The organism is Acinetobacter sp. 197, assembly GCF_048148385.1.
In the GTDB taxonomy this organism is placed as follows: domain Bacteria; phylum Pseudomonadota; class Gammaproteobacteria; order Pseudomonadales; family Moraxellaceae; genus Acinetobacter; species Acinetobacter pecorum.
On record NZ_JAYWZK010000003.1, the window covers coordinates 155,817 to 182,233 of the forward strand.

Below are 26,417 nucleotides of genomic sequence, written 5' to 3' on the forward strand. Positions count from 1 at the left end.
TTTTTTATTCTCTGAATAATTCTTTGCTCACATATTGAGCTTCTCCTTTCATCTTTAGGCATGGTTTAGGTAATACACATGAGTACTGAAGTCGTCGCTGTATCTGCAGTTTCAGCTGCACAGCAACCATCTCCGTCCACTCCGGCACAGCAAAATGCTGTAGAAAAAGTGAACCTACTCGGCATGTCTCGTCCGCAAATGGAGAAATTCTTTGAGGATATGGGTGAGAAGAAGTTTCGTGCCGGGCAAGTCATGAAATGGATTCACCAGTTCTTCGTGACCGATTTTGCTGAAATGACCAATATTTCCGGCAAACTACGTGAAAAACTGGAAAAGATTTGTGAAATTAAAGCACCGGAAGTGGTGCATAAAAACTATTCCAAAGATGGAACCCGTAAATGGGTATTCCGTGTTGGCGATGGTGAAGGTTCTCTTGTTGAAACGGTACTGATTCCTGCTGAACATCGCAGTGGTTTACGTCGCACTTTGTGTATTTCTTCACAAGTGGGCTGTGCACTGGACTGTTCATTCTGTTCGACCGGTAAACAGGGTTTTCAGCGCGATTTGACCCAGGCGGAAATTATCGGTCAGCTCTGGATGGCGAATTATTCGTATATGGAAGATGTGCCTGTACTTGAGCGTGAACGTTCAGTCACAAACGTGGTGATGATGGGCATGGGCGAGCCATTGCTCAACTACGATGCAGTATTGAATTCAATGCGCATTATGCTGGATGACTTTGCATACGGCATGTCAAAACGTCGTGTGACTTTATCGACTTCTGGTGTGGTGCCGAAAATCGATCAGATGGTCAAAGATATTGACGTGGCGCTGGCTATTTCATTGCATGCGCCAAATGATGAACTGCGTAACGAGCTGGTGCCGATCAATAAAAAATATCCGCTTGAGCAGCTGATTGCTGCATGTCAGCGTTATATTGCCAAAGATGGGAATGAAAGTTCACGTAAACATGTAACGATTGAATATGTGATGTTAGATGGCGTGAATGACCATCCTGAACATGCGCAGCAAATGATTAAGCTGTTGAAGAATTTGCCAAGCAAGATTAATTTGATTCCTTTTAATCCGTTCCCGCATGCGCCATATGGCCGCTCAAGCCGCAACCGGATTATTTCTTTCCAAAAAACTTTGTCTGATGCCGGTTTTGTGTGTACGATTCGTCAGACACGCGGTGATGACATTGATGCCGCGTGCGGACAGTTAGTCGGACAAGTTGCTGACCGTACCCGTCGTGCGGAACAGTGGAAAAAGAAAATTGCGCAATCGAATGAGATCATGCGCTCACAAGGATAATAAGAGGTCGCCAGTTGAGAAATCTAACATCAAAGTTTGCTTTGATTTCAACAGTATGTGTGTCTTTGGTTTTAGTCGCGTGTCAGACGCCAGATCTGGGTCAGAAAGACCCTGAAAAGGCCACCAAAGTCCGTACCCAATTGGCGGTAGAATATCTGAGAACAGGTGACCTGGATGCAGCCAAACGTGCGCTGGATCAGGCACTTGAGACTACTCCGCGTGATTCTCAAGCAAATATGATGATGGGTGTGCTACTGCAACAGGAAGGTAGTAAGCTTAATCTCGAAAAAGCAGATCATTATTTCAAGCGCGCGATTTCGGCCGATCCGAAAAATGCGCAGGCGCGAAATAATTACGGTACCTATTTATATCAGCTTGAACGCTATAACGATGCGATCGAGCAGTTTCAAATTGCTGGTGCCACGTTGGGTTATGATCAGCGATTCCGCGCACTGGAAAATATGGGGCGGATTTACCTGAAACTGGGTGATACAGCAAATGCTGAAAAATCATTCAAACAGGCACTGCAAGCCAATCGCGATTCTTATATTTCAATGTTAGAGTTGGCAGAAATATTTTATTTGAACCAGCAGTTCCCGGCGGCGACACAAATGTATCAACAGTTTGTGCGTGGTGTGGGGCAGAAAAATCAGGGTGCCCGTGCACTCTGGATTGGCATTCGCACTGCGCGTGCCGGAGGTGATCAGTTGGGTATGCAGGTATTGGTCAACCAGTTACGTGCACTCTTTCCTGAAAGCCAGGAATACCAACGTTATTTGCAATTACAGTACAGTACTGAGGCCGTATGGAAGTAAATCCTAATTCACCATCGAATCATTCGAGCGTAGCTCCAAATGCGTTAGGAAATATTCAACGTCCGGGCGAGTACTTGCGCCAGATTCGTATCAATCAGCAACGCAATCTGGAAGATGTAGCGAAAGAACTGAATATTCCGCTCAAAACCCTGACTGCACTGGAACAGGACGAATATAAGTCTTTGCCTGAAGCGACCTTCATTAAAGGTTATTACCGGACTTATGCCAAATTTCTGGGTGTTGATGCTTCAAGCATTATTCAGCGTTTTGATGAAATTTATACCAATGATACCGGGTTGCTGCCGAATCATGCCCTGAACAATTCTCCTATTAAAATTATGGGGAAATTGCCAGGCTCCAAGCGGGACCGCAATCGTAAGTGGTTAAAGCGCATTTTTATTACGCTGGTAGTGCTACTGATTTTGGGTGCACTGTTTGCCATGATTCAGAACTGGTCAAGCAGTAATTCACAAAATAGCAGTGAAGTTTCTGGAGTGGGCGCTTCTAATGTCGAGATTCTGAATCTGGATACAGGTAACGCGCTTTCGGGCGACCAGTTGAAACTTGAGTTTAAGCGTCCGACCTCTGTGCATATTGTAGACTCGGCGGGCAATGTTCTGGCAACTGGCCGTCAGGCATCAAGCTTGCAGCTCAATGGCGAAGCGCCATTCCAGATTCGTCTGGATGATGCATCGGCTGTATCGCTCAGTTTGAATAATGAAAATATTTCATTGTCACCCTACACTGTGAACGGAAAAGCAGAATTCCGTTTATCACCTTAACAGATCAAGAGTAGAGCAGAACAATGATCATAAATCCAATTAAACGTCGTCCAACACGTAAAATTCGTGTGGGTTCAGTTTATGTGGGTGGTGATGCACCAATCAGTATCCAGTCCATGACCAATACTGAAACCTGTGATGTGGCAGCTACGGTTGCACAAATCCAGCGCTGCGTCGATGCTGGTGCAGACATCATGCGGGTTTCTGTGCCAACGATGGAAGCGGCGGCGGCATTTGGTGAAATTCGCAAGCAGGTCAATGTGCCTTTGGTCGCCGATATTCACTTTGATTATAAAATTGCTTTGGCAGTTGCCGATTTGGGTGCAGACTGCCTGCGGATTAACCCGGGCAATATCGGTTCTGAAGCGAAAATTCGTGAAGTCGTGGCCGCAGCACGTCATAACGACATTTCCATGCGGATCGGGGTGAATGCCGGCTCACTGGAAAAAGATATTCAAAAGAAATATGGCGAGCCGACAGGTCAGGCATTGCTTGAATCTGCGATGCGCCATATCGATATTTTAGACCGTCTGGATTTCCAGGAATTCAAAATTTCAGTCAAAGCATCGAATGTATTCCTGACCATGGATGCGTATCGTTTGCTGTCACAGCAAATTGATAATCCGCTCCATCTGGGTGTCACAGAAGCGGGTATTTACCGTACCGGTTCGGTTAAATCTGCGATCGCTTTGGGCGGCCTGCTGATGGAAGGCATTGGGGATACTATGCGTATTTCCTTAGCTGCCGAGCCTGAAGAAGAAATTAAAATTGGTTTTGATATTCTGAAATCGCTGGGTTTGCGCTCCAACGGGATTAACTTCATTGCCTGCCCAAGCTGTTCACGTCAGGAATTTAATGTGATTTCAGTGATGCAGCAACTTGAAGAGCGTTTAGAAGATATTCGTACCCCAATGGATGTTTCTGTCATTGGCTGTAAGGTCAATGGGCCGGGCGAAGCCAAAGAAGCGGATATTGGTGTAGTGGGTGCAAGTCCACGTTCACTGGTGTACCGTAATGGTGAAAAGAGCCATTTAATTGACACGAATCAATTGGTTGATGAAATCGAAACCATGGTTCGTCAACGTGTTTCCGAGCTTGAAGAAGCTAAATCTAAAGAAATTATTCGTACAAGTTTTCCTGAGTAGATCATGAGTTCAATCGTCGCAATCAAAGGTTTTAATGACATTCTCCCAACGCAAACCCCAGCTTGGAGACGTCTTGAACAGCATCTATCCGGTTTGATGGATGCCTATGGCTATCAACAAATCCGTTTGCCTATCGTAGAACAGACCAATCTGTTTAAACGTTCGATTGGTGATGCAACCGATATCGTTGAAAAAGAAATGTATACCTTCCTCGACAAGGGTAATCCGCCTGAGTCGTTGACGCTGCGTCCTGAAGGGACGGCGGGTTGTGTGCGTGCCATGCTGGAGCATAACCTGCTGCGCGGTGCGACGCCTCGCGTCTGGTATATCGGACCCATGTTTCGTTATGAAAAACCGCAAAAAGGCCGTTACCGTCAGTTTCACCAGTTTGGTGTAGAAACCTTTGGTGTGGCAACGCCAGATATGGATGCAGAACTGATTCTGATGACGGCGCGTCTGTGGAAACGTATGGGTGTGGCAGACAAGGTTCAGCTTGAGTTAAATACACTCGGTGAGTCGGATGAGCGTGCAGCATATCGTGCGGCACTGGTTGAATTTCTGGAGTCGCATAAAGCGGATCTGGATGAAGATTCACAACGTCGTTTAACCACCAATCCACTGCGTATTCTGGATTCTAAAGATGCTAAAACACAAAGCATCTTGGAAAATGCACCGAAACTTCATGATTTTATGGGTGAAGAAACGCTGGCGCATTTTACCCAGCTACAACAGTACTTGACCGATGCAGGCATCAGTTTTGTGATCAATCAAAAACTGGTACGTGGTCTGGACTATTACAACAAAACTGTTTTTGAATGGACCACAACCCATTTGGGTTCACAGGGTACGATATGTGCTGGTGGCCGTTATGACGGTCTGGTGGGGCAGCTTAAAGGCAAGCCTGATCTATCTGTCCCTGCTGTTGGTTTTGCCATGGGGATTGAACGTTTATTGCTTCTGCTGGAACAGGTTGAAGACAATACCCCGACACGTGATTGTGAAGTATTCCTGGTGGCTGAACCGGCTGCTCAAGGTAAGGCTTTGGTCATTGCAGAACAGATCCGGGATCAGCTGGAAGCAGCGGGCAGTCAGATTCGACTTAAAGTGGGCTCACAGGGTTCAATGAAATCGCAAATGAAAAAGGCCGATCAGGCCGGTGCTTTATATGCGGCGATTTTAGGGGAACGTGAACTGGAAGCTCAGGCATTTACTGTGAAAGAGCTGGCAACTGCAGAGCAATCGAATGTACCATTTACGGACTTCGTTGCATTTTTTAGTACTAAAATTTCTTCAAAATAATCGATAAAACATTAGGAAAAGGGTAATCTCATGAGCGCAATGAGTGGTGATGAACAATTTGAAAGCTTAAAATCCTTTACGAAGAAATATGGTTCTTCGATGATTACCGGGATTTTAATTGCGCTGATTGCCTTTTTCGGATGGGAATATTGGCAGAAGAAAAACCTGGCAGAGTCGCAAATGAACACTGCCAGAGTTCAGCAGTTGATGGATGATGCACAGGCATCGAAAGGCGATGGTTTTGCTCAGCTGTCTGAAACTGCAGATAAAATTGTCAAGGAAGCCCCTGATTCAGCGCAGGCGATTCAGACCCAGCTGGTGATGGCAAAACTGGCTTATGACAAAGAAGATTATGCTGCGGCTGAGAAAGCGTTACAGAAAGTTGAAAACTCGAAAGTAGACGATAAAGGCCTGGTTCAGGTAGTCAAACTTCGTCTGGCTTATGCACAATTGGCGCAGAAAAAATATGATGCTGCATTAAAAACTTTAGAAGCAGTGACTGAGCCTGCATTCAAAGCAACCGCCGATGAAGCTCGTGGCGATATCTATGTTGCCAAAAATGATATTGAAAATGCTAAAAAAGTATATCAAAGTGCATGGGATGCTTTGATTGAACGTAAAGAAGAACGTCAGATTTTACAGATGAAGCTCGAAAGCGTAGGCGTATTGGTCGATGATCCGGAAATCGAACGCCCAATTATAGAAACACAAGCGGAAGAAGCTGAATGAATAGAAAATACAAAATTACCTGTGCCTTGACTGTTTTAACGCTTGCATTGGCTGGCTGTGCAGGTAAAACCAATAAAGTTCCAGAAGTAAAACCGAATCCACTTCCAAAACTGACCCAAGCCAAAACACTGGTGCCCGTATTTTCCACTAGTGTGGCTGCGACAGAGGCTGCCGATCCATTGCGTTTACGTCTGGATGCAGACAATGGCGTGGTTTTTGCGATAGATCCAAAAGGTGAAGTTTCTGCTTTTAATGGCAAGCAGCGTCTGTGGCAGAAAAAAGTCAGTAAAGATGGTTTAAGTTCCGGTGTTGAAGCAGCTGAGGGAATCGTTGTTGTCGGTAACCAGAAAGGCCAGCTTTTCGCACTGGACCAGCAAACTGGTGAACAAAAATGGACTGCGCAATTGACCGGTGCCTTACTGGCACCTTCATTAATTCATGCCGGGCGTGTCATTAGCGTGAGCAATGATGGTACTGTGTATGCGCATGAAATCGCGACAGGCGCACAAGTCTGGACTTATAATTTGCCTAATGTACAATTCAGCCTGCGTGGCATGGCTGCACCGGTTGCATTAGATGCGCGTAATGTGCTGATTGGCTCTTCCAATGCTTATATCTATGTGCTGGATGCTTTAAGTGGTATACCGAAATTACAGCGCCGTGTAGCAGTGTCTGACGGGCGTTCTGATATCCAGCGTCTGGTGGATATTGATGGTGAACCGGTCGTTGCAGGCCAGTTTGTGGTGACTACTAGCTATCAAGGTCAGGTGACTGTACTGGATCTGGCTTCACAACAGGTGGTCTGGAGTGAAGATGCCAGCAGTATCCAGCGTCCAGAAGTTGTGGGCAATGGTGTATTTGTGGCGCAAACTGATGGCAAAATCAAAGCCTTTGAGATTACTTCAGGTCAACTTCTTTGGGAAAATGACCAGTTGCTGAATCGCAAGTTAAGTAACCCGGTGATGCTGGGTACTGACCTGGTGGTTGGCGATCTGGATGGCGTTTTGCACCTGATTGATCCGCGTACCGGACAGATTACCGGTCGTGCAAAAACTTCTGGAGAAGTGCGTAACTTACGCGTCATTGACAACCAGCTGTATGTTTCCACACGCAAGGGCGCATTAAGCATTTGGCAGAACCGTTAATTTTAACGAGCCTTATGCTAAACTAGCCACAACCGTATTTTGTGAACGCGGGGTGATTGAAAAATCAATGCCCCGTGTTTTTATTTAGGGTATTTACCCCTTATATCTTCCTATGCTTTCTGATGTTCAGGCCACTTTGACGCCTGATATTAAATAAAGGTTACTCTATGAAACCCGTAATTGCGCTCATTGGTCGTCCGAACGTCGGAAAATCAACGCTGTTCAACCAGATTACCAAGAGCCGTGACGCATTGGTGGCAGACTTTGCCGGTCTGACACGCGACCGTAAATATGGCGATGCTACCTATCAAAATAAATCTTTCATTGTGGTCGATACTGGCGGTATTGGCGAAAATGAAGGTGGGATTGACTCCTACATGGCAGAGCAGTCCAAGACTGCCATTCATGAAGCTGACATCATCATTTTTGTGGTGGATGCGCGTGCCGGATTGCTGGCATCTGATGAACAGATTGCCCGTGAATTGCGTACTTTAGGCAAAAAAGTCTTTCTGGTTGCCAACAAAGTTGATGGTGTACATGCTGAAGCTGCCCTGGTTGAATTCTACAAACTGGGTATGGGCGAGCCGTTACAAGTCGCAGCCAGCCATGGTCGTGGTGTCCAGCAAATGCTGGAAGATGTACTTGCCGATGTACCGGAAGATGAAAATCCGGAAGAGCATGACAAAAACACGGGTCTGCGTTTAGCGATTATTGGTCGTCCAAACGTAGGTAAATCAACGCTGGTGAACCGCTTGCTCGGTGAAGAGCGTGTGGTGGCATTTGACCAGCCGGGTACAACACGTGACTCGATTTATATTCCATTCGAGCGTGATGGCCGTCAATATACCCTGATTGATACTGCCGGGGTGCGCCGTAAAGGTAAAGTTGATGAAATGATTGAGAAATTCTCGATTGTTAAAACTTTACAGGCAATGAAAGATGCCAACGTCATTGTTGTTGTAGTTGATGCACGTGATGGTATTGTTGAGCAGGACTTGCATTTGATTGGCTATGCACTTGAAGCGGGTCGTGCCATGGTTATTGCAGTCAATAAATGGGATAACATGACTGAATATGATCGTAAGCAATGTAAGCTCGATGTAGAGCGTCGCTTCGATTTTATTCCATGGGCGAAGGTGCATTTGATTTCTGCATTGCATGGAACGGGTGTGGGCGATCTTTATCCATCGATTCACCGTGCTTATGATTCATCGCGTTTAAAAGTGTCACCGGCAAAAATCACCCAGATTTTAAATGATGCGACAGAGGCCCACCAACCGCCTATGGTTCAGGGCCGTCGTATTAAAATGCGTTACGCACATATGGGTGGACAAAATCCGCCAACGATCGTGATTCATGGTAACAAGGTGGATAAAACTCCTGCAGATTATCGTCGTTACCTGGAAAACGTGTTCCGTAAAGTGTACAAGCTTGAAGGTACACCGATTAAAATTGAGTTTAAAACTTCTGAAAACCCGTTTGAAGGCCGTAAGTCTCAAGTGGATGAGCGTGCAGCTGCGCGTAAACGTCGTTATGTACAGAAGTTCAAGAAAGCCGAGAAGAAATTTAAACGCTAATTCTATAGTTTAAATTTTTCGGATAAAAAGCCTGCGTACAGCGGGCTTTTTGTTTAGAGACATAATAGAATTTCTCTTCCAATAAAAGTGTAAATTCTTTTACACTCAAATCAATTGACATCTTTTTAATGGATTCACGTGGCTCGGCTGATTCAAATTCATCTGCATCAACTTTCTGATCTGGCATGTGATCAATTGTCAGACCGCAAAACCCAGGTTGCCGAACGGAAACGCGAAGTGGCATTTTTGCGCAATCAGCTTTTATCCCAATCTTTTGAATTGCCAGTTAGCGATCAACAGGTGGTGCGGACGAATTTTGGCAAGCCTTATTTAAATGACTATCCGGATTTCAGTTTTAATCATAGTCATAGTCAAAGTTTCTACGCCTTGGCCACGAGCAAGCAAGTTCAGAATTTAGGAATTGATATTGAAGAACTGAATCGTAAAGTCCGTTTTGAAGCCTTGGCACAACATGCCTTTCATCCCGAAGAATTAAAATATTGGAAAATGCTGGCTTATGATCCCGAATACTGGTTTAAAGTCTGGACCACCAAAGAGGCGGTGTTAAAGGCATCAGGCTTGGGAATCCGGATAAACCTGAATGAGCTCAATACCAATATCCATCCTGAGCAAAATGGTGGGCGCTGCGAACATCCAGAGATTGGCGTCTATGCCTATCAAAATTATACGCTTGCTGGCTGCATGTTCACCGTGGCCTGGCAAAGTGAGGATTCCTGCAAGGGCTTGAGATTTCCTGTGATCCAGATTCATCACACTGTCTAAAACAGAATGAACCCGAATATTTTTTATTTTCTAGCGATGAGCAGATTACTCAGCCGATTCACAAATTGTGGACTCATCCGCGATAAATGAAATAAAAACTGGCTTTTGAATCCGACCGGATGATGGGTTGCCTGCCATATTGAATCTTTGAGCTGTGCCAGTTTCAGAATATCTCGTGCAACATCTTCTGCTTTTAAATGCACGCCCATTTTTTTAATACTTTCTGACTGCATATCTTTGACCATGGCCGTATTAACGAAAAGTGGCATGACATCCAAGACTCGAATCCCATAGGGTCGCCACTCAATATCCAGACTTTCAGTCAGGCCACGCACTGCAAACTTGCTGGTGGAATAACTGCTTAAATCGGCCTGGCCATAAATCGCCGAAGCTGAAGATAGATTAATGATGCGGGCAAATGCAGACTCTTTTAAATAAGGGAAAGCGGCATGACAGCCGTTCATGACCCCTTTGACATTAATATCCAGAGTCCGGTGATGTGCCGCAATGGTAGTATCTTCAAAAGGCCCTGAATATAAGATCCCGGCATTATTGACCAGAATATTGATTTCACCTGCCCAAGCTGAAAATTCGGCTAAAGCTGTTTCCCAAGAAGTATAGTCAGCCACATCGAGAAAGCCGGCTTTGGCATGTTCGCCCAGTTGCTGGGCCAGTTGTTCTGCCTGCTCCACCTGAACATCATAAATGCCCACCTTGTAGCCGTGCTGGTAAAATAGCTGGGCGGTTGCTGCCCCAATTCCTTGTGCTGCCCCACTAATCAATATACTGTGCATGTGCCTGATCTCCTTATTGTCTTTTTTTTGAGCATAACAAGAAACCGGCAGATTGACGCGACTATTTGGTAAAAAAGAGGTTTTTAAACATGGAACAACTACTCCAGATCATGCGCGAATTACGTGAAAAATGTCCATGGGATCAGCAACAGACCCCCGAATCTCTGACCAAATATGCGATTGAGGAAGCTTACGAAGTCGAAGCGGCTGTACGCTCTGGAAAAGTCGACGATGTCCGCGATGAGCTAGGTGATTTGCTGCTACAGGTGGTGTTCCAGTCGCAAATGTACAGCGAGCAGGGGGCTTTCGATTTTCAGGATGTGGTGCAGGCCATTACCGATAAACTGGTTCGCCGTCATCCGCATGTATTTCAGGCTGAACAATTTGCAAAAATGAGTCCGGAAGATGTGTCTGAGCTATGGAAAGAAATCAAACAGCAAGAAAAGCAGGGTAAGCCGCGTTCACGCCTAGATGATATTAAACATGCACCGGCTTTGGTGCAGGCCGATGAAATTCAAAAAAATGTCGCCAAAATCGGTTTTGATTTTCCAGACATGGCGGGTGCTTATGCCAAGCTGGAAGAAGAACTGGCTGAATTAAAAGAAGCGGTAGCCGGACAACATTCCGATGAAATACAGGAAGAATTTGGCGACTGCTTATTTTCTCTGGTCAATGTTGGTCGTAAACTTGGCATTTCCAGCGAGATGGCATTATTGGGGACAATCCATAAATTCCGGACCCGCTTTGCCCTGATGGAAGATCAGGCACAATTACAACAATTAAACCTGGAAAAACTGTCACTGGCTGAACTTGATCAGCTCTGGGAACAGGCCAAATTACAATTAAAACAAAGAGTGGCACATGAAAAAAATATCTTATCAAATCAGTCCGACATGGATTAATCTTGTTCTGGGTTGCTGGCTCGGCTGTATTTCTATCGGGACTGTGCATGCAACTGCCACCGATTATATGGAATGGAAGACCCAACAGCAGCAACATGATGCGCGGCTGAAGAAAAAAGCCGCTGTTACCGCCACATCAGAAAGCAATCATTATCTGGCCAAGCCTGCATTGTCAGATTCCGCTACTGACAAAATCAGTCTGAATCGTGCCAGCCTCGAACAGTTGCAGGAATTGCACGGGATTGGTCAGAAGAAGGCTGAAGCCATTATTCAGTATCGGCAAAAAAATGGTAAGTTCAAAAGTATTGAAGATATTCAGCAGGTCAAAGGCATTGGACCGGCTTTATTTGCCAAAAACAAGGCGAAACTCGCTTTGTAGAGTGACCATATGGATCATGGATTAGTTGATTGATTTGACTCGCAGGATTGACATAATCAAATTGCCCTTTAGTCGTGTAAGCGATATGATTAGCGTCATCTTAGAATTTTACGTTCAGACGTAGGAGACAGCGTCTTTTGCAAACTTTGCGCGCGTCAAAATGTGGTTTATCAACCGCTCAATTACCTTCTTATATTCTCGATGTGATTGATGCCTTAAACAAGGCAGGCTATGAAGCTTATATCGTGGGTGGTGGTGTTCGAGATCTGATGTTAGGCTTGAATCCTAAAGATTTCGATGCAGTTACCAATGCCACCCCGGCTCAGGTCAAGGAAGTTTTCGGACGGCGTTGTCGAATTATCGGGCGACGTTTCGAACTGGCCCATGTCTATTCGGGACGGGAACTGGTTGAAGTAGCAACTTTCCGTGCACCACCCAAAAAAGCAGTGACCTCGGCCGCGGGGATGATTCTGCGTGATAATAACTGGGGTAGCATCGAACAGGATTTTTCCCGTCGTGATTTCTCTATCAATGCGATGTACTACCAGCCGCGTAAGGGCATTGTGCTGGATTTCTGCAATGCAGTGGATGATATTCACAGCAAAACGTTACGCTTACTGGGTGATCCAGCTTTAAGATTTGAAGAAGATCCAGTGCGGATGCTACGAACCTTGCGTTTTGCCGCCAAACTGAACTTCAATATTGATGAAGCAATTCTGGAGGTTTTCACTCCGGAAATGACCCAGTTGCTGCGTGATGTTTCCCCACATCGACTTTATGATGAATCACAGAAACTGTTCACCATGGGACATCTGAATCGTGTCTTGCCGATGCTGATCGATTTTGGAATCTGGCAGCAGTTATTTGCAGATATCAAACCTAAAATTACGCCGTTTATGGAACGCGCTGCAAAAAATACCGATCAGCGCATTTCTATCGGCAAAACCATCAACCCGGCATTTTTCTATGCAGTGCTGTTATGGCAGCCATTTCTGGAACGTTGCGAATTCTATCTGAATAAAGGTGTAGTAGCGGCTGAAGCACGTGCCCAAGCTGGTCTCGACGTGTTAAAACGCCAGGCAACCCGTACTGTTATTCCGCGCTTTGCAGAAACCTTTATTCGTGAAATCTGGGAAATGCAGACCCGTTTGCTAAATCCTAAACCACAGCAAATCGAAGCTTTGTCCAGCCATGCACGTTTCCGTGCCGGCTTTGACTTTTTGCTGTTGCGTGAAAAATCAGGTGATGCGACTGCACAGGAGATGGGCAGCTGGTGGGATGCTTACCAGCAAATGAGTGGTGACGAGAAAGAGCGTGCCATTAGCCAATATAACCGTCAGCGTGCCAAGAGCCGGCGTAAGGCAAGTCAAGAAGAACCTCTGGAACAGAAACTGACGCAGCAGCAAGATTCCGTTGAGATCGAACCGTTGGTAAATGAACCTGAGCCGCGTAACCGCCGGGCGCGTAAAGCCAAGTTTGAAGACAAGGTAAAACCTCTGTCGCATGTGGCAGCCAGTGCCAGTGGTGAAATTGGCGCAGATCATCCGATTATGAAACGCAAGCGGGTAAAACGTGATCTGAGTCAGGTGGTATTTGGGCCAACACAATGATCGTGACTTATATTGGCCTGGGCAGTAACTTGGGCGATTCACGCCAGATTCTGGCAGAAGCTGTACAGAAACTGGCGACATTGGGTGAGGTAAAAACCTCGCATCTGTATCAAAGTCCACCCATGGGACCTCAGGACCAGCCAAACTATCTGAATGCCGTTGTACAGTTAACGACTGATCTGGCTGCTTTAAGCTTGCTGGACCGTTTGCAAGCTTTTGAGCAGGAAGCAGGTCGGGTACGTTTGCGGCATTGGGGTGAACGTACGCTGGATCTGGACTTGCTGATCTACGGTAACGAGCAGATTCAAAATGAACGTCTCACCGTGCCGCATGTCGGGGTATTAGAGCGTGATTTTGTCTTGATCCCACTTCTGGATATTGATTCTGAAATACAGGTCAATGACACATTCTTAAAAGATCTGGACATCGTCAAACAATCGACCCTCACGGTACTCGATGACAGCAACTGGGCAAATATTTAATTTTTGAGTTATTGGTATGTTCGAGAGAACTTCAATCATAGAGGAACATCTTCATGGTCAGTCTGAGTGATTTAAGACGCTTCAAAGCTGATGGACGCAAATTTTCATGCCTGACTTGTTATGATGCCAGTATGGCCAAAGCCATGGAAATTGCCCAAGTCGATAGCATTTTAATTGGCGATTCTTTGGGAATGTCAATTCAGGGTCGCGACTCGACTTTGCCTGTTACGGTTGCTGATATGGCTTATCATACGGCTGCGGTACGCCGTGGTAACCAGCATGCCTTTATCATGACTGACTTGCCATTTATGAGCTATGCCACCTTAAATGATGCCTTGCAAAGCTCGAAAACCGTGATGCAAGCCGGCGCACAAATGGTGAAAATGGAAGGCGGTACATGGCTGGCGGAAACCGTACAGGTACTGACCCGGAACGGTATTCCGGTATGTGTGCATCTGGGTCTTACTCCGCAATCGGTACATGTTTTTGGTGGTTATAAACTGCAGGCCCGTACCCGTGAAGCTGCTAATCAGCTTATTGCAGATTGTAAGGCAGTGGTAGAGGCAGGTGCTGCACTATTGCTACTTGAATGCGTACCTGCACAGCTTGGCCAGGAAATTACCGAACTGTTTCCACAGATTCCCGTGATTGGTATTGGCGCGGGTGCAGCTACAGACGGCCAGGTACTGGTGGTTCAGGACATGCTGGGTCTGACCTTTGGCCATACCGCAAAATTTGTACGTAATTTTATGCAGGAACAATCGGGTGCTACTGCCATTCTGGATGCTTTTAAAGCGTACCATGCGGCAGTTTTAGATGGATCTTTTCCGGCACCAGAACAGACTTTTCAGGTTGAATTGTAAGATGAAAACAGAAACCACCATTCAGGGATTAGCTGCATCATTAAATCCCGCACGTGCCAAGCGCAAGATCATTGGTTTTGTACCAACCATGGGCAATCTGCATCAGGGACATTTAAATCTGGTACGTGAAGCGCGTAAGTTGTGTGATGTGGTGGTGGTCAGTATCTTTGTCAATCCGATCCAGTTTGGACCCAATGAAGATTTTGACAGCTATCCGCGCACGCTTGAACAGGATCAGCAGCTTTTGGCTGAAGTCGGTTGTGACATTGTCTTTGCTCCAAGTGTGGAACAGATGTATGGCAAAAAACCGCGCTTGACCAATATCAGTGTGTCTGAAATTACCAATGATTTATGCGGTTCGCAGCGCCCTGGCCATTTTGATGGTGTGGCGGTGGTGGTGACTAAATTATTTAACATCATACAGCCGAATTATGCTTTCTTCGGCCAGAAAGATTATCAGCAGCTGGCGGTCATTCGGCAGTTTGTACAAGACCTGAATATTCCGCTGGAAGTGATTGGTGTGCCGATTGCCCGTGCAGAAGACGGTCTGGCTTTAAGTTCTCGTAATGGTTATTTAAGCAAAGAACAGCGTGCAATCGCACCGGTCATTTACCAGAGCTTGCAAAAGGCTGAACAGCAGCTACATGCATGCGTAGAACTCGATACGGTATTGGCCGAAATTCGCCAGAGCCTAACCGATGCCGGTTTCATTGTTGATTATGTTGAAGCTCGCACTCCGGAATTACAAAAAATTCATACGTTTAATCAAGATCTTGTGTTATTTGTAGCTGCAAAGCTGGGGAATACGCGTCTAATTGACAACTTGCAGGTCAAATATACTGCCGGCTAAGATGAAAGGGTAGCATGCATGAAGCGCATTTTAATTGTCACAGGGCAATCTGGTTCAGGTAAATCATCTGCATTACAGGTGCTTGAAGATCTGGGTTATTACTGTATTGATAATCTGCCTTTGGCATTGCTTCCCGAAATCGTGGCAAAACTGGACAGTGAAAACAACCTGGAACAGTTGGCGCTGGGTGTAGATGTACGCAGTACCCGGGCAGATTTACAAGAATTTGATCATGTATTTGAGCAGTTACAACAGCATGGTTCGGTCGATATTATCTATCTGACTACGCAGGATCAGGAGCTGATTGCACGCTTCAGTGCCTCGCGCCGCCCACATCCTCTGGCGTCACGCTTTAAAAGTCTGAATCAGTGTATCCAGGAGGAAAAAATCCTGTTGATGCCGATTCAGTTGCGTTCTACGGTGCATATCGATACCACCGACAAAAGCGTACATGACCTGAAACATACGCTGTTGTCCAAGCTGGGACAGGCCGATAACCTGATCCTGATTTTGCAATCCTTTGGTTATAAGCACGGGATTCCACTCGATGCGGATTATGTCTTTGATGTCCGGCACTTGCCGAACCCGCATTGGGAGCTAGAACTGCGCAAATTTTCAGGATTGGATCAGCCGGTGCAGGAATTTTTACAAAAGAGCGATCAGGTCGAAGAGATGTTTAATGACCTTTATCATTTTCTGGATAAATGGTTGCCAACTTTTGCCGAGGGACACCGTCATTATATGACCGTGTCGATTGGCTGTACCGGTGGTCAGCATCGTTCTGTTTATATTGTGGATAGACTAAAAAAAGCGCTTGAGGCAAAATGGTCTATTCAAGTCCTCCATCGAGAAATGAAGCACTGGTCATGATAGATACGACAGTTGACGTAATTAATAAACTGGGTTTACATGCACGCGCATCTGGTAAACTGATAGAAGTTACCACCAAGTTTCGTTCCAGTATCCAGATTGGCAAGACTGAAAAACTGGTAGATGCTAAAAATATCATGTCCTTGCTCATGCTTGGTGCAGGCAAAGGAACAACTTTACGTTTAGTGATTGAAGGAGCAGATGAGGACAAGGCCTTATCTGAAATTCAGGCACTATTTGCAGCAAAATTTTATGAGGCAGATTAATCGTGGCACGTCGACCGAACAGTTTAACTGAAGAAGATTTTGAGTCTTTAGAGGGACGCGCAAGTAAAACCGAACAGAAAAAAGCGGTCCAGCGTATGGCCGCTTTAGGTGCACAGCTTGCAGAGCTGAGCGCTAAACAAATTAAAAACTTACCCGTAGATGAGCGTTTGATTGAGGCTTTGCTTGATGTGCAAGCAATTAGTTCTCATGAAGCACGTCGTCGTCAATTTTCACGGATAGGCAAATTGCTGCGCAATGAAAATGAAACCGTGATTTTGTCTTATCTTACCCCGAAGCAAGGTTTGAAAAAGACAGCCCAATTACAGCGCTGGGTTGATCGAATTGTCAAAGATGGTGATCCAGCCATCAATGAGTTTACCAAAACCTATAATGCGACAGAGCGTCATACTTTGCGCCAGCATTATCTTCGGGTGCATCGTGATTTAAAAAATCAGGCTGCTGAAGAAGAAGTGAATGCGTCCAAATTAAAGCTGTTTAACTATGTACAGCAAGTAGCGCTGATTTCAGATAACTAATTTCTACTTTTTGAAAAAGCGGTCTTTATAGGCCGCTTTTTTTATGCCAGATTTAATTTAATTTTCTTAAATATGAATTACCTATAGCCTCTGTCTTTTCTTCTCCTGATTTTCATTTCTATCACTAGATAGATCAATAAAACAAAAAAATTCCGCAATTAATTTGTTAACGAATGTAATTCATTTACAATTCTCAGCTGCTTTTGTGAATTTTTTTTGATCGAAATTCTAAATTTCAAAGATGTTCTACCGTATAATTGTTAAGATAATTTTAATAATTAAAAGCTCATTCTGAGTTGGATAGGAGTGAAAATAATCAGTGGGGAAGTGATTTATTTGATCTCACTCTAAAGCTATATCATTGAAAAAAGATTAGCTTTTATTTAAAGCACGGTAAAAAGCGATGCTGGGTATTTTTTGGTCAATAGTGTGTTAAGGTGAGTACAAATAAACATGTTTATTTAAGGTGAGATATATTAATTTCAAACACTTATGTAGCATTTTTTTTGAATAACAAATTTTCAAGTTATTCTTAATTAATTAAATATCAGTGCTTTGTGGCTGTTAATGTATCTGGATAGAAACAGGTTAACAAATCCTTTAATCTATATGTGAGTTTTCATCGTTGAGTAAATATAGAATCTTTGTTATTGATTGTATAAATTTGGTCGGCTGTGTTTCCTATATTCTATAAACATTCAAAGAGGCAGACATGGAACTAAAACTGCTAGAGGTCGGTCAGAATACGGAGCTCTTAAGCTCGTGCCGTATATCTCTCATTTTAGGTGTCTATACCTCTGATAATTTATTAGACACCTTCTGTAATGTTGCCCGTAAAGTCCTGGATGTTAAAACCAGTATTATCGGCTTTCATACGGAACCTTATATCTGGTACAGCTGTCCGCGTGGTTTCCGGGGTCTGCATGCTCCCCAGGATGTTAGTATACCTGCATATCTGCTACAGGCAGATGTGATAGATTGCCTGCATCCCGCATATGCAGAACTGTCAGACTACTTGAAAAGTCTTGGCGTGATGCATCAGCGACTTGTCGCATTTAATTTAAAATCGGGTCAAGGTGATTCTTTAGGTCAGGTTGTGTTCTTTGATGATCAGACTGACCTGTTTGATCAGGAAGATATTGCCACTGTAAAACAATTTGCTGAAAGTTTAGTGAATCGTATCAAACTCAATCAGGAACATAATAATCTGAAAGAGTTATATGAACAGCAATGTGCACAAAACTTCAGTAAAACCAAATTTTTCCAGATTATCGCGCATGATCTGCGTGCGCCATTTCATGGCTTGCTGGGTTTTTCCGAAGTCCTGGCGCAGGAACGTGACACACTGGATGAATCCAGTATTCAGAGCATTGCGGATTATTTATATGATAATGCGCAAGCTACCTATAATCTGCTGGAAAGCCTGCTGACCTGGGCGATGGCAGAGGGTGGACGCTTTGTTTATCATCCGATTAATTATGAGCTCAAGCAGTCCAGTAAAATTGTCTGCAGTGTACTGAAAAGTCTGGCTTTGAAGAAAAAGATTGAATTAATCGACAATATCCCGGAAGACATTAAGGTCCATGCGGATATTAATATGATTACCTCGGTATTGCAGAATCTGGTGTCCAACGCGCTGAAATTTACGCCAGTCGATCAAGGCGGTAAAGTCATTTTAGCAGCCGAAATGGAAGGCGAGCAGGTTAAAATTACCATTCAGGATACAGGTTTGGGCATGACTGAAGAGCAGATGCAGAATCTGTTCAAACCGACGCTGGGTGTCAGTGTCAGAGGTACGGCTGAAGAGAAAGGTGCCGGTTTAGGTCTGGTACTGTGCAAGCGCTTTATTGACCTGAATCATGGTCAAATTAGTGTGGATTCCAAAGAGGGCAGAGGCACTATCTTTACCGTGTATTTACCGATGGTCACCAATGATCATCAGGCACTGGTGCTTGAAGACCTGCAGGCCGAGCAGTCTTAAAAATAAATTTCAAACTAAAACATTCCCCTTGAGACAAAACTCCTGCTATAACTAAGCAGAATGTTTCAGGGGAAGAGTTGAGTGATGAATGCAGTACAATTGCAGAAAACCTTAAGAGCCAGCCAATATGCGGAACAGGTATTGGCCAATCACCAGAGTTTACTGGAACAGGATTATGCAATTGACCAGTTTCAGGGCTCACTCAGTCGGGAATACATTGATCAGCTGGTACAGGACTGCATCCTGAATATTACTGATGAAGCCGCCTGGATGCGTGCAATGCGTATTCTGCGGGCCCGTCTGATGTTTCGCTGGATCTGGCAGGATGCCAACCAACTGACCGATGTTATCACTCTGACCCAAGAACTCTCCGATTTTGCTGATGCCAGCATCTGTGCAGCAAAAGATTTTGCCCGTATTCCGCTTGTTGCCAAGTATGGCCAACCGATTGGCTATAATGGAAAAGTACAGGATCTTATTGTCATTGCCATGGGGAAACTCGGAGCACAAGAACTTAATCTTTCCAGTGATATTGACTTGATTTTCGCCTTCGACGAGCAGGGTGAAACCGATGGGCGTAAATGTATTGATGTGCAGCAATTTTGCATACTCTGGGGGCAGAAACTGATTCATTTGCTGGATCAGATCACTGCTGACGGTTTTGTATTTCGCGTCGACATGCGGCTGCGTCCCTGGGGAGATGGTTCAGCACTGGCAATCAGTCACGCGGCCTTGGAAAAATATTTGAGCCAGCATGGGCGTGAATGGGAGCGCTATGCCTGGATCAAAGCACGGATTGTCAATCCAAGTCCGGAAGGCGATGAGCTGCTGGAGATGACCCGACCATTTGTATTTCGTAAATACGTCGACTACAGTGCTTTTGAAGCCATGCGCGAAATGAAAGCCATGATCGAGCGTGAAGTACAACGCCGGAATATAGAAGATGATATCAAGCTCGGAGCTGGCGGCATTCGCGAAGTCGAGTTTATCGTGCAGGTTTTCCAGTTGATTTACGGCGGCGCCAAGCTTGAATTGCAGGATCGCCAGTGTCTGGTGAATCTGAATCATCTGGATGATGCCGAATTGCTGGACGAACAGGCAGTACAGGAACTGGAAGATGCCTATCTTTTTCTGCGCCGGGTTGAACATGCGATTCAGGCACTGAATGATCAGCAAACACAATCATTGCCGACTGAGCCAGAATTAAGGGCGCGTATAACAGATACCCTGGGTTTTGCCGATTGGGACAGCTTTATGGCGTATCTCAATGCGAAGCGTAGCAAGGTGATGTATCAGTTTGATCATTTGATTAAGGAAAATGGTCCGGATACCCTGATTGAAAGTTTTTCACAGCTAGAAAACCGACTGCAAGAAGTTTTGGATGACAATGCAAAAAATCTTGTCTATGAGTTTTGGAATGGGCATGCCTTAAAAAAATTACCAGCCAAAGCAGTGCAGCGTTTAAAAACTTTTTGGCCACATTTAATCGAAGCAGTTTTACAGTCAGATGATCCGCAGACAGCACTGGTACGACTGATGCCCTTGGTGGAATCGGTAATGCGCCGTACGGTATATCTGGTGATGTTAATTGAGAGTAAAGGGGCGTTACAGCGACTGGTGAAGATGGCCACGGTCAGCCCATGGATTTGTGAAGAACTGACCCATTATCCGGTGCTACTGGATGAATTCCTGTCGATGGATTTTGAATTGCCAAAACGTAAGGATCTGGAAGATTCCTTGCGCCAGCAGCTTTTACGGATTGAAATTGATCAGGTTGAAGACCAGATGCGGGTTTTGCGCCTGTTTAAAAAATCCAATGTACTTGCTGTAGCCGCCAGTGATGTGCTGGCTGAAAGTCCTTTAATGAAAGTTTCTGATGCCTTGACCGATATTGCTGAAGTATCGGTGAATGCAGCGCTGCATCTGGCCTATCAGATTGTTGCGAAAAAGCATGGTTTTCCACTGGATGCAGAAGGGCAGCGCTGTTCAGTCGAGCATACGGCTTTTGCAGTCATTGGTTATGGTAAAGTCGGTGGAATTGAGCTGGGTTATGGCTCGGATCTGGATCTGGTCTTTATTCACTATATGAGTGAGCAGACCGATACAGATGGGCTCAAGCCGATCAGTGGCTTTGAGTTTGCCATGCGCGTGGCGCAAAAATTCATGTCCCTCATGACCACGCAAACTCTGGATGGGCGTGTTTATGAGGTCGATACCCGCTTGCGTCCATCGGGTGAAGCTGGACTTTTAGTGACCAGTTTAAAAGCCTTTGAACAATATCAGTTCAAGAGCGCCTGGTTATGGGAGCATCAGGCCTTGGTGCGAGCCCGCCCGATTGCGGGTGAAATGAGTTTAAGGAAAAAGTTCGAAGTTTTACGGCGAGATATTCTGACTCAGCCTCGCGATGAAAATTATGTACGGGCAGAAGTACTGAAAATGCGTCAGAAAATGAAGGAGCATCTCGGTTCTTCTAAAGAGCAAAAAAAAGATGGTATTTTTCATTTAAAACAAGATGCAGGTGGTATCGTAGACATCGAATTTATGGCACAGTATGCGGTGTTGGCTTGGAGTGGGACGAATAAAGATCTCGCCCATTTCTCCGACAATGTAAGAATTCTTGAGGATGCCGCAAAATCAGGTTGCTTATCCAGCGACGATGCGACTGCTCTGATTCAAGCTTATCTCCGTGAACGCGCCGAGAGCCATCGCTTAGCCCTTGCAAATCAATCCATGCAAGTGTCTGCAAGCGACTGGCACGATACCCGAATGACCGTTTGCAAGTTATGGCAAAGACTGATTGATCCAAGTGCAGACTTTGTACTGGATAGTGAATAATTGTGAGAAATTGGAGTTTGTGGCATGAATTTGGCTGATCGTGATGGTTTCATTTGGCAAGATGGACAACTAGTTGACTGGCGTGAGGCAAAAACTCACGTATTAACACATACTTTGCATTACAGCATGGGTGTGTTTGAAGGCGTCCGTGCTTATGAAACCCCGAATGGAACGGCTATTTTCCGTCTGAGAGAACATACGAAGCGTTTGTTGAATTCTGCAAAAATTTATCAAATGAAAGTTCCATTTGATCAAGCAGCATTAGAGCAAGCTCAAATTGATGTTGTTCGTGAAAACAAATTAGCGTCTTGCTATTTACGTCCAATTATTTTTATTGGTTCTGAAAAACTCGGTATTGCTGCAACTGACAATACCATTCATGCCGTTGTTGCGGCATGGAGCTGGGGTGCTTACCTCGGTGAAGAGGCAATGGCGAAGGGTATTCGCGTAAAAACTTCTTCATTTACCCATCATCATCCGAACGTGACCATGTGTAAGGCCAAAGCATCAGGCAACTACACGCTGTCGATTCTTGCACATCAGGAAGTGGCGCATTCAGGTTATGACGAAGCAATGCTGCTCGACCCGCAAGGTTATGTGTGTCAAGGTTCAGGCGAAAACGTATTCCTGGTACGTGATGGCGTGATTCATACGCCTGACATCGCAGGTGGTGCATTGGATGGTATTACCCGTCAAACCATTATTACCATTGCTAAAGACTTGGGTTATGACGTAATTGAACGCCGTATTACCCGTGATGAATTTTACATTGCAGATGAAGCATTCTTTACCGGTACTGCTGCAGAAGTAACACCAATCCGTGAATACGATGATCGTCAGATTGGTGAGGGTGTACGTGGTCCAATCACCACTCAAATCCAGAAAGCTTACTTTGATGCGGTTCAGGGCAAAGATCCTAAATATGCACACTGGTTAACGTATGTGAAGTAATTCAGAATTTACTGCTTGAAAAAACCTCTCATTTGAGAGGTTTTTTTTAACTGATGTACTTATTCTGCCGAACTTATGTCATCATATTCAGCATCAAGAAGATTTTAAGATGAGCTTAGGCATACGCAATGAGTAACATCGTTATTTGTATGAAATGGGGAACCAAATACGGTTCGGAATACGTCAATCGTTTATACAATATGGTTAAACGACATACGACAGTGGACTTTAAAATGGTCTGTCTGACGGATCGTACTGAAGGCATTGATCCTGCAGTACAATGTTTCCCTATTCCACCTTTGGCATTGCCTGAAGGTGCGCCTGAGCGTGGCTGGAACAAGCTGTCCACTTTTGAACCTGATCTTTATGGTTTAGAAGGCAATGCACTCTTCCTCGATCTTGATGTGGTGATTGTCGATAATATCGATGAGTTCTTTACCTATCCGGGCGACTTTCTGATTATTCATGACTGGAAACGGCCGTGGCGTATTACCGGTAACAGTTCGGTTTACCGGTTTAAACTGGGTGCTTTCCCAGGTCTGTTACCTTATTTCCGTGAATATTTTGATGAAATTCGTCAAAAATTCCGTAATGAGCAGGCTTATCTGTCTTGGTATGTAGATCGGGAGAAGAAACTGAGCTACTGGCCAGAGAGCTGGTGTAAGAGCTACAAATATCATTGCCTGCAAAAAATTCCGATGGCTTATTTTAAGCCGCCGGTAAAACCTGAAGGTGCCAAAATCATTGTTTTTCATGGTGAGATTAATCCGCCAGATGCAGTGAATGGTGGGGGTGGTAAATGGTATCGTTATGTGCTGCCATCGCAGTGGATTAAGGATGCGTGGCAGTAAGCGGAATAAATGTAGGATTGGAAGAGACTTGATTTCAAATGCCTGTGAGAAAAAAAAGTAAATTCGAACAATGGTTTTCATTTAGTCGCCATCAACGTCGATTTGGGGCAGACAAGGTCTACGCTCAGTTTAATGACGTAGACCTCGATGCACTTAAAAACCAGATGATTGGTGGTGAAGAAGTTCGCTATACCTATGGTTCGGCTAAAGATTTAAATGAACATATTGAACAGCTTGAACAGGAATTTGTGGGTCAGTCTGCGCTCAATCATTATCATGCCAGCTTGATTGTACTCATTCGTCGTGAAGTTGATGTTCAGAATAATTATGCAAGATTTAAAGCATTATGGTTGACTGAGCGTGACTATTTACTGGCTTCATTAAATACACGCTGGTTAATTTCTGCCTGTGATACTTTTATTGATTTAGAAGACGATCCGCTATTACAAGCAATTCTGATGAATGCAGTCGTACTGATCAACACTATTAAACTACAGGAAACTGAACGTTTTTTATGTGACCAGTCTTTAACAGTAAATCCGGAACATCAGCAGTTATTGCAGCAACAGCGTTATGCCTTGTTTGATGGTACGGCTGCATTTGCGGTTGGAACTGATGATACTTTACGTAATATGCGCTGGCGTCTCGAGCAAATATGTGAGGCCCATGAACTGGGTCAAATTGTAATTGAGATTTTTGACAGATTACAGCTTGATCAGAATAATAATGTATATTCACGTTTTAAACAGCGTCACACTCGTGAAAAGACGAGATGGTGGTAATTGTGAATACTTTAATTATCAATTTAAAAAGTTCACAGGATCGTCGTGATTTTCAAAAAAGACAATTTGGGAAATTAGGACTGGATTTTGAAATATTAGAAGCATTTTCAGTTGCTGATCTGAGCGAAGAGCAATACCAAAAATTCGGTTTTGGCTGGCAAAGGCCTTTGCGTAAAGTTGAGGTGGCTTGCTTTCTCAGTCACCAAAAAGCCTGGGAAGAAGTACTAAAAAGGAATCAGCCCTGTTTAATTCTTGAAGATGATGCAGTACTGGCTTCCAATGCAAAAGAAATTTTAAACGAAATTGAACAGCAACAATTTCCAGATGTGGACTTAATTAATCTGGAAGTAAGAAGCCGTAAAAAAATTATAAGTCGGACACCCGTGTGTACCTTAGATCATACTCAGGTCAAATTATATGATTTATATCAAGATCGTACCGGAGCAGCAGGTTATATCCTCTACCCGAGTGGCGCGCAAAAATTATTAAATCGTTTGGCAAAAACTGCACCGGCAATTGCAGATGGATTTATATTTTCTGCTTATGAATTACATTGTTTGCAAGCTGAACCTGCAGTGATTATTCAAGAAGACCAGCTTGGCGCATATGGCCTCCTGCAACAAGGGTGTTTTGATTCGACCATTGGCCGTTCTGAACACTTTAAGCCTGAATTCAGCTCTATCAAAGAAAAATACAAGTTCAAAAAAAGACGATTAGCGGGACAAATTGCGATGGCGATACGATATTTACAAGTGATGGGGAGAGCAGAAAAAAGAATGATTAAATTGAATCAAGAAAAATTTATTCAGGATTAATACTGTATGAAAAAAACCATCGTATTGGCTATTTTTACTTTACAGGGAAATGGGGCGGAACGTTTTGCTTTAACTTTGGCAAAGGGTTTAATTGATGCGGGTCATGAAGCGCATATTGTCTATTTTAAAAATATTATAGATTTACCGATACCTGAAGGCGTAAAACTCCACTTTTTTGATTATCAAAAATATCGTGCAATTCCTAAATTTATGCGTTCCGGTATTGCAGCCAAAGCATTTGATAAATTTGTACTAAAAAATATCGGCACACCTGATCTAGTGCTTTCAAACTTATTGCCTGTCGATTTTATTTTGTCTAAAAGCCAGTTGCCTAATGTTCATTTAGTCATTCATAACACGACCAGTCTGGAATATGGTGAAAGACTGGAAGGGATGCGAAAAGAGCTGACCAAGATTTATTTGGCGAAACCATGCGTAGCAGTCAGTCAAGGTGTTGAGAAAGATTTTATTGAGGTTTTTGGCCGTAAAAGTAAAATAACCACTATTTATAACCCGATTGATGTTAAGCAAGTCGTTTCAACAGCTAACGAATATGTGCCAGATATTGATCCACCCTATATTGTGAATGTTGGAAAATTTAAACAACAGAAGCGCCATGATGTTTTAATTAAAGCGTATGCAAAAGCGAATGTTCAGGAAAAATTGGTTTTGGTGGGTACGGGCGAATTATTAGAGGCATCTCAAAGACTAGTTAAAGAGTTAGGTATTGAAGATAAAGTTGTTTTTACAGGTTTTAAAAAAAATCCCTATCCCTATATGAAGCATGCAAAATTTATGGTGTTGTCATCTGATTTTGAAGGGTTGGGGTTGGTCATTTTAGAATCTTTAGCTTTGGGTACACCTGTAATTAGTACTGATTGCCCATCAGGTCCCAATGAAATTTTGCCATCTGATTGTTTGGTTAAACCTGGCGACATTTCGGCATTATCAGATAAAATTTCTGCATATTCACAGCAAACAGATAATAATCCAGTTAGGTTGGATCGAAAATTTTTACCTGATTATGCAGCCAGCCAATATTTAGATCTCATTATTTAAAT

26 protein-coding genes are annotated in these 26,417 nt (G+C 44.2%); 25 read left to right on the top strand and 1 reads right to left on the bottom strand.

Translation table 11 applies throughout. The features are described from left to right. Positions 1–78 precede the first annotated feature (78 nt). From rlmN to VXQ11_RS04805, 9 genes are all read left to right on the top strand, one after another. A complete protein-coding gene (gene rlmN, locus VXQ11_RS04765; RefSeq protein WP_064094777.1) occupies positions 79–1,314 on the top strand; it encodes a 23S rRNA (adenine(2503)-C(2))-methyltransferase RlmN in 1,236 nt (411 codons plus the stop codon). Between the two features lie 14 nt (positions 1,315–1,328). Then, entirely contained in the window at positions 1,329–2,129 is an 801-nt protein-coding gene (gene pilW, locus VXQ11_RS04770) for a type IV pilus biogenesis/stability protein PilW (RefSeq protein ID WP_005261820.1), read from the top strand. Beyond that, positions 2,120–2,911, top strand: a complete 792-nt coding sequence (locus tag VXQ11_RS04775; protein ID WP_064094776.1) for a helix-turn-helix domain-containing protein — start codon at positions 2,120–2,122, stop codon at positions 2,909–2,911. Before pilW ends, VXQ11_RS04775 begins: the two co-directional genes overlap by 10 nt. Positions 2,912–2,934: 23 nt before the next feature. After that, a complete protein-coding gene (ispG, locus tag VXQ11_RS04780) occupies positions 2,935–4,056 on the top strand; it encodes a flavodoxin-dependent (E)-4-hydroxy-3-methylbut-2-enyl-diphosphate synthase (protein WP_064094775.1) in 1,122 nt (373 codons plus the stop codon). 3 nt (positions 4,057–4,059) lie between these two features. Beyond that, entirely contained in the window at positions 4,060–5,355 is a 1,296-nt protein-coding gene (gene hisS / locus VXQ11_RS04785) for a histidine--tRNA ligase (RefSeq protein ID WP_416705535.1), read from the top strand. A 30-nt stretch (positions 5,356–5,385) separates the two neighbouring features. Next, on the top strand, positions 5,386–6,084 hold the full coding sequence (locus tag VXQ11_RS04790) for a YfgM family protein (protein ID WP_064094773.1): 699 nt from the start codon (positions 5,386–5,388) through the stop codon (positions 6,082–6,084). Beyond that, the gene (gene bamB, locus VXQ11_RS04795) at positions 6,081–7,229 is read left to right on the top strand and encodes an outer membrane protein assembly factor BamB (RefSeq protein WP_416705536.1); all 1,149 of its coding nucleotides are present in this window, start codon (positions 6,081–6,083) and stop codon (positions 7,227–7,229) included. The genes VXQ11_RS04790 and bamB overlap by 4 nt, the downstream gene beginning before the upstream one ends. Before the next feature lie 167 nt (positions 7,230–7,396). Further along, positions 7,397–8,806, top strand: coding sequence for a ribosome biogenesis GTPase Der (gene der / locus VXQ11_RS04800; RefSeq protein ID WP_005103252.1), 1,410 nt, complete (start codon positions 7,397–7,399; stop codon positions 8,804–8,806). A 138-nt stretch (positions 8,807–8,944) separates the two neighbouring features. Then, positions 8,945–9,589 carry a 4'-phosphopantetheinyl transferase family protein gene (locus VXQ11_RS04805; RefSeq protein ID WP_416705537.1) on the top strand — a complete coding sequence of 215 codons (645 nt, stop codon included), beginning with the start codon at positions 8,945–8,947 and terminating at the stop codon, positions 9,587–9,589. A 23-nt stretch (positions 9,590–9,612) separates the two neighbouring features. On the opposite strand, the gene VXQ11_RS04810 is transcribed toward VXQ11_RS04805, so the two are convergent. Next, the gene (locus tag VXQ11_RS04810; protein WP_416705538.1) at positions 9,613–10,383 is read right to left on the bottom strand and encodes an SDR family oxidoreductase; all 771 of its coding nucleotides are present in this window, start codon (positions 10,381–10,383) and stop codon (positions 9,613–9,615) included. A gap of 89 nt (positions 10,384–10,472) precedes the next feature. Here VXQ11_RS04810 and mazG point away from each other — a divergent pair, with 89 nt between their 5' ends. The 16 genes from mazG (at position 10,473) to VXQ11_RS04890 (ending at position 26,415) form a co-directional block, all read left to right on the top strand. Beyond that, positions 10,473–11,285 (top strand): nucleoside triphosphate pyrophosphohydrolase, encoded by an 813-nt coding sequence (mazG, locus tag VXQ11_RS04815; protein WP_416705539.1) that lies wholly within the window; start codon positions 10,473–10,475, stop codon positions 11,283–11,285. After that, on the top strand, positions 11,245–11,664 hold the full coding sequence (locus VXQ11_RS04820) for a ComEA family DNA-binding protein (RefSeq protein WP_416680371.1): 420 nt from the start codon (positions 11,245–11,247) through the stop codon (positions 11,662–11,664). Before mazG ends, VXQ11_RS04820 begins: the two co-directional genes overlap by 41 nt. Positions 11,665–11,801: 137 nt before the next feature. Further along, a complete protein-coding gene (gene pcnB, locus VXQ11_RS04825; protein WP_191730397.1) occupies positions 11,802–13,274 on the top strand; it encodes a polynucleotide adenylyltransferase PcnB in 1,473 nt (490 codons plus the stop codon). Then, positions 13,271–13,756, top strand: coding sequence for a 2-amino-4-hydroxy-6-hydroxymethyldihydropteridine diphosphokinase (folK, locus tag VXQ11_RS04830; protein WP_416705540.1), 486 nt, complete (start codon positions 13,271–13,273; stop codon positions 13,754–13,756). Before pcnB ends, folK begins: the two co-directional genes overlap by 4 nt. 53 nt (positions 13,757–13,809) lie before the next feature. Next, positions 13,810–14,619 carry a 3-methyl-2-oxobutanoate hydroxymethyltransferase gene (gene panB / locus VXQ11_RS04835; RefSeq protein ID WP_144724072.1) on the top strand — a complete coding sequence of 270 codons (810 nt, stop codon included), beginning with the start codon at positions 13,810–13,812 and terminating at the stop codon, positions 14,617–14,619. A 1-nt stretch (position 14,620) separates the two neighbouring features. Beyond that, positions 14,621–15,469: a pantoate--beta-alanine ligase gene (gene panC / locus VXQ11_RS04840; RefSeq protein ID WP_416705541.1), complete on the top strand. Its 849-nt coding sequence runs from the start codon at positions 14,621–14,623 to the stop codon at positions 15,467–15,469. Positions 15,470–15,487: 18 nt separating this feature from the next. Then, the gene (gene rapZ / locus VXQ11_RS04845; protein ID WP_064094763.1) at positions 15,488–16,339 is read left to right on the top strand and encodes an RNase adapter RapZ; all 852 of its coding nucleotides are present in this window, start codon (positions 15,488–15,490) and stop codon (positions 16,337–16,339) included. Beyond that, positions 16,336–16,605 (top strand): HPr family phosphocarrier protein, encoded by a 270-nt coding sequence (locus VXQ11_RS04850; RefSeq protein ID WP_064094762.1) that lies wholly within the window; start codon positions 16,336–16,338, stop codon positions 16,603–16,605. Before rapZ ends, VXQ11_RS04850 begins: the two co-directional genes overlap by 4 nt. A gap of 2 nt (positions 16,606–16,607) precedes the next feature. Then, positions 16,608–17,141 carry a ribosome biogenesis factor YjgA gene (gene yjgA / locus VXQ11_RS04855; RefSeq protein ID WP_416680368.1) on the top strand — a complete coding sequence of 178 codons (534 nt, stop codon included), beginning with the start codon at positions 16,608–16,610 and terminating at the stop codon, positions 17,139–17,141. Between the two features lie 712 nt (positions 17,142–17,853). Continuing rightward, positions 17,854–19,122, top strand: coding sequence for a sensor histidine kinase (locus VXQ11_RS04860; protein ID WP_064102288.1), 1,269 nt, complete (start codon positions 17,854–17,856; stop codon positions 19,120–19,122). A gap of 84 nt (positions 19,123–19,206) precedes the next feature. Next, complete coding sequence (gene glnE / locus VXQ11_RS04865) at positions 19,207–21,957, top strand: bifunctional [glutamate--ammonia ligase]-adenylyl-L-tyrosine phosphorylase/[glutamate--ammonia-ligase] adenylyltransferase (RefSeq protein ID WP_416705542.1); 2,751 nt, start codon at positions 19,207–19,209, stop codon at positions 21,955–21,957. Positions 21,958–21,981: 24 nt separating this feature from the next. After that, positions 21,982–22,908: a branched-chain amino acid transaminase gene (locus VXQ11_RS04870; RefSeq protein ID WP_416705543.1), complete on the top strand. Its 927-nt coding sequence runs from the start codon at positions 21,982–21,984 to the stop codon at positions 22,906–22,908. Between the two features lie 128 nt (positions 22,909–23,036). After that, the gene (locus VXQ11_RS04875) at positions 23,037–23,759 is read left to right on the top strand and encodes a glycosyltransferase (protein WP_416705544.1); all 723 of its coding nucleotides are present in this window, start codon (positions 23,037–23,039) and stop codon (positions 23,757–23,759) included. A 38-nt stretch (positions 23,760–23,797) separates the two neighbouring features. Further along, positions 23,798–24,541, top strand: coding sequence for a hypothetical protein (locus VXQ11_RS04880; RefSeq protein ID WP_416705545.1), 744 nt, complete (start codon positions 23,798–23,800; stop codon positions 24,539–24,541). 2 nt (positions 24,542–24,543) lie between these two features. Next, entirely contained in the window at positions 24,544–25,356 is an 813-nt protein-coding gene (locus VXQ11_RS04885; protein ID WP_416705546.1) for a glycosyltransferase family 25 protein, read from the top strand. Between the two features lie 6 nt (positions 25,357–25,362). Beyond that, the gene (locus VXQ11_RS04890; RefSeq protein ID WP_416680365.1) at positions 25,363–26,415 is read left to right on the top strand and encodes a glycosyltransferase; all 1,053 of its coding nucleotides are present in this window, start codon (positions 25,363–25,365) and stop codon (positions 26,413–26,415) included. Positions 26,416–26,417 lie beyond the last annotated feature (2 nt).

Coding starts and splice junctions, on each gene's coding strand:
- VXQ11_RS04850 (WP_064094762.1), top strand. CDS start 16,336: ATGATAGATACGACAGTTGACGTAATTAATAAACTGGGTTTACATGCA.
- der (WP_005103252.1), top strand. CDS start 7,397: ATGAAACCCGTAATTGCGCTCATTGGTCGTCCGAACGTCGGAAAATCA.
- glnE (WP_416705542.1), top strand. CDS start 19,207: ATGAATGCAGTACAATTGCAGAAAACCTTAAGAGCCAGCCAATATGCG.
- rapZ (WP_064094763.1), top strand. CDS start 15,488: ATGAAGCGCATTTTAATTGTCACAGGGCAATCTGGTTCAGGTAAATCA.
- folK (WP_416705540.1), top strand. CDS start 13,271: ATGATCGTGACTTATATTGGCCTGGGCAGTAACTTGGGCGATTCACGC.
- VXQ11_RS04775 (WP_064094776.1), top strand. CDS start 2,120: ATGGAAGTAAATCCTAATTCACCATCGAATCATTCGAGCGTAGCTCCA.
- bamB (WP_416705536.1), top strand. CDS start 6,081: ATGAATAGAAAATACAAAATTACCTGTGCCTTGACTGTTTTAACGCTT.
- VXQ11_RS04860 (WP_064102288.1), top strand. CDS start 17,854: ATGGAACTAAAACTGCTAGAGGTCGGTCAGAATACGGAGCTCTTAAGC.
- rlmN (WP_064094777.1), top strand. CDS start 79: ATGAGTACTGAAGTCGTCGCTGTATCTGCAGTTTCAGCTGCACAGCAA.
- hisS (WP_416705535.1), top strand. CDS start 4,060: ATGAGTTCAATCGTCGCAATCAAAGGTTTTAATGACATTCTCCCAACG.
- VXQ11_RS04820 (WP_416680371.1), top strand. CDS start 11,245: ATGAAAAAAATATCTTATCAAATCAGTCCGACATGGATTAATCTTGTT.
- VXQ11_RS04880 (WP_416705545.1), top strand. CDS start 23,798: ATGCCTGTGAGAAAAAAAAGTAAATTCGAACAATGGTTTTCATTTAGT.
- VXQ11_RS04810 (WP_416705538.1), bottom strand. CDS start 10,383: ATGCACAGTATATTGATTAGTGGGGCAGCACAAGGAATTGGGGCAGCA.
- panB (WP_144724072.1), top strand. CDS start 13,810: ATGGTCAGTCTGAGTGATTTAAGACGCTTCAAAGCTGATGGACGCAAA.
- ispG (WP_064094775.1), top strand. CDS start 2,935: ATGATCATAAATCCAATTAAACGTCGTCCAACACGTAAAATTCGTGTG.
- VXQ11_RS04890 (WP_416680365.1), top strand. CDS start 25,363: ATGAAAAAAACCATCGTATTGGCTATTTTTACTTTACAGGGAAATGGG.
- panC (WP_416705541.1), top strand. CDS start 14,621: ATGAAAACAGAAACCACCATTCAGGGATTAGCTGCATCATTAAATCCC.
- VXQ11_RS04870 (WP_416705543.1), top strand. CDS start 21,982: ATGAATTTGGCTGATCGTGATGGTTTCATTTGGCAAGATGGACAACTA.
- VXQ11_RS04790 (WP_064094773.1), top strand. CDS start 5,386: ATGAGCGCAATGAGTGGTGATGAACAATTTGAAAGCTTAAAATCCTTT.
- VXQ11_RS04875 (WP_416705544.1), top strand. CDS start 23,037: ATGAGTAACATCGTTATTTGTATGAAATGGGGAACCAAATACGGTTCG.
- mazG (WP_416705539.1), top strand. CDS start 10,473: ATGGAACAACTACTCCAGATCATGCGCGAATTACGTGAAAAATGTCCA.